Raw genomic sequence first — 3,166 nt, 5'->3', positions numbered from 1 at the left:
ACTAATTTGTTGAAAGTTTATATGCGCCTTTGTGCAGGTTTTAAATGCAGGTATTACTGTGAAAATTTATGAGAGTTGCTCTTTTTATTCCGTGTTACGTTAACCAACTATATCCAGCCGCAGCAATAGCTACTTTAGAACTCCTGCAAAAACTTGCAGTCGACGTAACCTATCCGGCTAAGCAAACCTGCTGCGGACAGCCAATGGCCAATTCCGGATTCGAGCATATGACTCAATCGTGCAATGATCTTTTTATCGAAAACTTCTCCGGCTTCGACTACATCGTTGCACCATCAGCGAGCTGTGTGCTCCATATTAAAGACCACCTTCATTCGCAAGCACATGAGGACGCTGCTACAACGATCAGAGGCAAGATCTATGAACTCGTTGAATTCCTAACCGATGTTCTTAAGGTAAAGAAACTCGATGCTCATTTCCCGCACAAAGTTGGAATGCATCAGAGCTGTCATGGGCTGCGCGGATTGCACCTTGCACAGATGAGCGAGCTTGTAGCTCCCGACTTCTCCAAACCGCAGCATTTGCTGAATATGGTTCAGGGATTGGAAATGATCACACTCGACCGGAAGGACGAATGCTGTGGCTTCGGCGGCTTATTCTGTATCGCTGAAGAATCTGTATCGGTGAAGATGGGCAAAGACCGGATCACGGACCATACCAAAAACGGAGCTGAATATATAACCTCCCCCGATCTTTCCTGCCTGATGCATTTAGAGGGCATACTCCAAAGAAATAAAAGCGACGTGAAGATCATCCACATCGCAGAAATATTAAATAGCTCGATCCCCGCAATATGAAAAGTACGGCAGACCACGCAACCTTAGCGGAACAATTTAACAGGGACGAGGAACGTGTCGACTGGCATGACGGCGCTCTGTGGTGGATCAGGCAAAAGCGCGATCGCTCGGCAAACCAAACACCGCAGTGGGAAGAACTGCGGGAAGCGGCTTCGGCGATCAAAAGCAATGTAATATCTAATCTTCATGATTACCTGGTCCAGTTTGAAGAGAACTTAAGAAAGAACGGCGTTAAGGTATACTGGGCTTCAGATGCTGAGGAGCATAACCAGATCGTCTACTCTATATTAAAGGCCAAAGAGATCACTCAGATGGTCAAGAGTAAATCTATGCTCACCGAAGAGTGCGGACTGAATGAATACCTTCATGAACGAGGGATCGACGTAATAAATTCAGACCTGGGGGAATATATTCAGCAGATCGATAATGAGCCGCCAAGCCATATTGTATTGCCTTGTATCCACAAAAAGAAAGAAGAGATAGGCGAGCTGTTTCACGAACATCTGGGAACTGAAAAGGGACTGTCTGACCCAACATTATTAACACGTGTAGCAAGAAAGCATTTGAGAAATGTATTTCTGACCAGAAGAGCGGCCCTGACAGGCGTTAATTTCGCTGTTGCGGAAACCGGGGAATATGTTGTTTGTACAAACGAGGGTAATGCGGACATGGGAGCACATCTTTCGGAAGTACAAATAGCGTCTATGGGGCTTGAGAAACTCATCCCCGAAAGGAAACATTTGGGAGTATTCCTGAGGCTGCTGGCGCGGAGTGCAATCGGCCAACCGATTACAATATATTCAAGCCATTTTAAGAAACCTCGTCCCGGACAAGAGATGCATTTGATCCTGGTCGATAAGGGCAGAAGCGCCCTGATGGCCAGACCGGATTTCCGCGATTCTTTGAAATGCATTAAGTGCGGTGGTTGTATGAACACCTGCCCGGTATATCGCAAAAGCGGTGGATTAAGTTATCATAACACCATATCCGGCCCGATAGGAGCAATCCTGGCACCTAATCTTGATATGCAGCAGCATGCGGATCTGCCATTTGCATCTACTCTTTGCGGATCCTGCTCGAATGTTTGTCCGGTTAAAATACCAATCCACGAGCAGCTGTATAAATGGCGGCAGGTGATTGTCAAGGAGGGTTATGTTGCTAATCGCAAGACATTAAGCATGAAAGCTATGTCATTTACTTTATCATCTCCGGAGATGTATCACACAGCAGGGAAGACGGGCCGCTGGATATTGAATCACGCACCTTTTGCTCTTAACAATAAGTTTAATCCGTGGTACAAGCAGCGTGATATGCCGGACAGCCCGAAGCAATCGTTCGGCGAATGGTATAAGCATAATATTAAAGACAGAAACAGATCCTGATGAGCAGCAGAGAAACAATACTGGCGGCAGTACAGAAAAACCAACCGCCGCTATCGCCCTTACCTGATATTTCCATGTTTAAAGTTGTTGAACCGGATATTGCAGCCAAATACACCGATGTATTTACCGGTATAGGGGGACAGGTGATTTCGGTAAGTCACCTAGATCATATCAAACCGCTTCTATCGGAGCATTTCGATACATCTAAACGTTTGGTGACAACTTTGCCCGAATTAAGTGATACAGCGGAACTCATTACCGCTGAAGTTGATCCCCATACCTTTGAGGATGTGGAGCTGGCTGTTATTGCTGCCCGGTTTGCCGTTGCTGAAAACGGAGCGGTTTGGTTAACTGAGAGTGTTATGGGGCAGCGGATTATTCCTTATATCTGCCAGCATCTTGCGGTGGTGGTCACTGAAGAAAGTATTGTTTCTACTATGCATGATGCTTTTGAAAAGATCGCTTCAGAAGATTACGGCTTTGGGGGCTTCATTGGCGGCCCGTCAAAAACAGCCGATATTGAACAAGCATTGGTGCTGGGTGCACATGGCCCATTGAGTATGACTATTTTCCTGATTAAATAATATCCTATTAATGAAAAACCTTAGTATTATTATCCGCGATAATTTGCGGGAAGAGTACACTGATGTGTATACCGCTGAGGCGCTTAGTGCCTTATCGGCGATGGCACATTTCAATAAAGATGTAAAGGAACTGATGAGCAAAAGGATCCAGCGGAGATCTGAACGTCAGAAGAACAATACAAGAATAAGTTTTTACGATTCGGAAAGTCTGATACCCCGTACAAACATAAAGGTGCAGGATGCCCGCGACGGCAAGTTCGAAGGCTCGGTAATACCCGCCGACCTGCAGCGCCAGTGGATACAGGGAACTGGCCCGGCGGCCAAACCGAACTCCAGCCTTGAAAGCAGTATACGCAATGTAGCATACGCACTTTTATCAGGTGCA

The 3,166-nt window shown here is 46.2% G+C and carries 4 protein-coding genes; all 4 read left to right on the top strand.

The annotated features are described in order from the left end of the window. Window positions 1-68: 68 nt before the first annotated feature. Window positions 69-815 carry a (Fe-S)-binding protein gene (locus WKF69_RS12895; RefSeq protein WP_340382461.1) on the top strand — a complete coding sequence of 249 codons (747 nt, stop codon included), beginning with the start codon at window positions 69-71 and terminating at the stop codon, window positions 813-815. Beyond that, a complete protein-coding gene (locus tag WKF69_RS12890) occupies window positions 812-2,197 on the top strand; it encodes a lactate utilization protein B (RefSeq protein ID WP_340382459.1) in 1,386 nt (461 codons plus the stop codon). Before WKF69_RS12895 ends, WKF69_RS12890 begins: the two co-directional genes overlap by 4 nt. Then, a complete protein-coding gene (locus WKF69_RS12885) occupies window positions 2,197-2,781 on the top strand; it encodes an LUD domain-containing protein (protein ID WP_340382457.1) in 585 nt (194 codons plus the stop codon). The genes WKF69_RS12890 and WKF69_RS12885 overlap by 1 nt, the downstream gene beginning before the upstream one ends. Window positions 2,782-2,791: 10 nt before the next feature. Next, on the top strand, window positions 2,792-3,166 hold a 375-nt coding region (locus tag WKF69_RS12880), incomplete at its 3' end, for a hypothetical protein (protein WP_340382455.1).

Source organism: Daejeonella sp., assembly GCF_037719425.1.
Classification (GTDB): Bacteria; Bacteroidota; Bacteroidia; order Sphingobacteriales; family Sphingobacteriaceae; genus Daejeonella.
Note: the sequence above shows the minus strand (reverse complement) of the source record. Positions and strands in the feature narration are given on the sequence as shown.